The following is a 3,007-nucleotide window of genomic DNA, read 5'->3' as shown; positions in this document are numbered from 1 at the left end:
GGACAGTCCCCGCGACACCTTTTCTCCTCACAAATACAAAAATTACAGACGCGAGTTTTTGTGAACCTGCACATTTAGTACTTAGCGAGGGACAGTCCCCAGTCACGCCAGAGGCGTGAGTGCCAGTAATCAACACCCATGATCCCCTGAATGGTTACGACATTGCAGGGGGGATTGTATGCTGCCAGGACGGCAGAGGAAGTTTATTTTCAATTGTAACAATATGTTGGATGAAAATCGATATTTTTTTGAAAATTATCCTTGACAGGGGTTGCCGTATTCACTTAGTTATCTCGCAACGCACATATCAAAATATCTTTATATGGAAATAAGTTGGATATCGTTAGACTGTTTAAATCCCTGGGCGATGAAACCAGGCTGCGTCTGCTGCACCTGCTGCTGCACCATGAGCTGAATGTGAACGAGCTGGTTCGCATCATGGACATGGGTCAGTCCCGCATTTCCAGGCACCTGAAGATCCTGGCGGACTCCGGGCTTCTGCAGTCCAGGCGAGACGGCAGCTACATATATTACACAAGGGCCGGGGGTGCGGATCTTGCTCATCTCACTGACTTTATAATTCAGGCCGGCGGATCACGGCAGGATTTTGCTGCTGACCTGGAAAAGACTCAGGAACTGCTGGATGAACGCAAGCACAGGGTCAAGACTTTTTTCAACAGCCTTGTGGATGACTGGGATCTTTTAAAGCAGGAAGTGCTCGGGGACTTCAGCTTAAAGCGCATCGTAGCCCGGGAGGCCCAGGGAGCAAATACGGCAGCGGATCTCGGGTGCGGCACCGGGGAAATGCTTTTGGAGCTGGGCAGGCATGCCCAGCGGGTCATTGGAGTAGACAGTTCCGCCGGAATGCTGGAAAAGTCCAGGCAAAGGCTTTCCGGGTCAGGGGTAAATGCAGACCTGCGGCTGGGGGAACTGGAGCACCTGCCTATCAGAAACGGAGAAACCGACCTGGTGGTCATGGAGATGGTCCTGCGTCATGTAGCAGTTCCCTTAGAAGGGATAAAAGAGGTCAGCAGGGTCCTGGAACCGGGAGGGCGGTTTATCATGGCCGACTTTGACCGGCACGACCAAGAAGAGATCCGCTACAGGTATGGCGGGGTCTGGGCAGGCTTCGACAGGGAGCAGCTCAGGCAGTGGCTGCAGCAGGCCGGGCTGGACCTTCTGCAGCTGGAACAGCACTGGGTGCAGCAGGGACTATGCGTAAATGCCTGCCTGGCTGTCAAGCCGCAAGGTCCTTCCGGGAAAGAAGTTTTTACAGGGTAAACAAAAAATTACATAACACCAAACCTAAACAAGGAGAAAACAAAAATGGACAAAGGAAATCATTACGAAGTCAAAGACATGTCTCTGGCATCCCAGGGCCATAAGAACCTGGAACTTGCCGAACTCAACATGGGAGCCCTGCTCAAGGTCAGGGAGCGCTTTGCCAAGGAAAAGCCCCTGAAAGATATCCGCATAGGACTGGCCCTGCACGTGACCAAGGAAACCGCCATTCTGGTGCGCACCCTCATCGCCGGCGGCGCAGATGTGGCCATCACAGGATGCAACCCCTTGTCCACCCAGGATGACGTGGCTGCTGCCCTGGCTGATGAAGGAGTCAAGGTCTGGGCCTACAAGGGCGAAACCAAGGAAGACTATTACCGCTATATCAATAAGATTATCGAGTTCAAGCCGCATATCACCATTGATGACGGCTGCGACCTGGTTTCCGAAATACATAAGAACCATGCCCATCTGATCCCGGATATCATCTGCGGCTGCGAAGAAACCACTACCGGCATTATCCGGCTCAAGGCCATGGAAAAGGACAACGCCCTGAAGTACCCCATGATTGCGGTCAATGACAACATGACCAAGCACCTGGTGGACAATTACTACGGCACAGGCCAGTCCACTGTGGACGGAATCCTGCGGGCCACCAACGTACTGCTGGCAGGCAAGAACTTCGTGGTTGCCGGCTATGGCAGCTGCGGCAAGGGCGTGGCCAAAAGAGCCCAGGCCATGGGAGCCAACGTCATCGTCACGGAAGTGGATCAGTTCTGCGCCCTGCAGGCTGCTTACGACGGTTACAAGGTAATGAGGATGGAGGATGCAGCCAAGATTGGAGATATCTACTGCACAGTCACCGGCAACAAGCATGTCATCCGCATGGAGCATGTAAAGAATATGAAAAACGGTTCCATCCTTTGCAATTCCGGACATTTCGACAACGAAATCGATATTCCGGCACTGGAAAAGGGAGCCGAGTCCAAAAGAGAGGTGCGTACCTCCATGGATGAGTATATCGTTGGCGGCAAAAAGATCTTTGTTCTGGGTGAAGGCCGTCTGGTCAACCTTGCTGCTGCCGAAGGCCATCCCAGCGAAGTAATGTCCACCTCCTTCTGCGGACAGGCCCTGGCCTGCGAATACGGTGTACAGAACAGGGGCAAAATGGAAAACAAGGTACTGCAGCTGCCGGTGGAGCTCGATGACGACATTTCCGGGCTGCAGCTTACTGCCATGGGCATTGAGATTGATGAATTGACTCAGGAACAGAAAGACTACCTGGATTCCTGGGAAGAAGGCACGTAAGCAGAGGTCGGAAGTCAGAGATCAGAGGTCAGGGGACCTCGTCCAGCACTTGACTTGAGCGAGTGGTTTAGTCCTCGGGGCGCAGGCCCCTCTGGGCCGCAGGCCGAGTTTGGCAGGACCGGCAGCTCAAGTTGAGTGACAAGTTCGCTTGAGTCGCTAAAGGAAGACAGTCCCCCGGCCGCATGCAAAAACACTGAACAGATACCTCGAATAAGTTTTTAACAGCAAGGAGAAGATGCCATGATAGGATCACAAGGCAAGTATTTTTTCACCTCGGAGTCAGTATCCGAGGGACATCCGGACAAGGTATCCGACTATATATCGGATGCGGTCCTGGACGCCCTTCTGGAGAATGACTCCGAATCCAGGGTGGCCTGCGAGACCCTGGTCACCACCGGCATGGTCTTCATCGCCGGGG

General features: G+C 53.3%; 3 protein-coding genes. All 3 read left to right on the top strand.

Translation table 11 applies throughout. The features are described 5' to 3' along the window. Window positions 1–333 precede the first annotated feature (333 nt). The gene (locus D5S03_RS05145; protein WP_287042875.1) at window positions 334–1,281 is read left to right on the top strand and encodes an ArsR/SmtB family transcription factor; all 948 of its coding nucleotides are present in this window, start codon (window positions 334–336) and stop codon (window positions 1,279–1,281) included. Between the two features lie 45 nt (window positions 1,282–1,326). Then, window positions 1,327–2,589 (top strand): adenosylhomocysteinase, encoded by a 1,263-nt coding sequence (ahcY, locus tag D5S03_RS05140; RefSeq protein WP_008870002.1) that lies wholly within the window; start codon window positions 1,327–1,329, stop codon window positions 2,587–2,589. 240 nt (window positions 2,590–2,829) lie between these two features. Next, window positions 2,830–3,007, top strand: a 178-nt coding sequence (locus D5S03_RS05135) for an S-adenosylmethionine synthetase N-terminal domain-containing protein (RefSeq protein WP_287042876.1), incomplete at its 3' end; no start/stop codon positions are given.

The organism is Desulfonatronospira sp. MSAO_Bac3 (assembly GCF_003838035.1).
Classification (GTDB): Bacteria; Desulfobacterota; Desulfovibrionia; order Desulfovibrionales; family Desulfonatronovibrionaceae; genus Desulfonatronospira; species Desulfonatronospira thiodismutans.
Note: the sequence above shows the minus strand (reverse complement) of the source record. Positions and strands in the feature narration are given on the sequence as shown.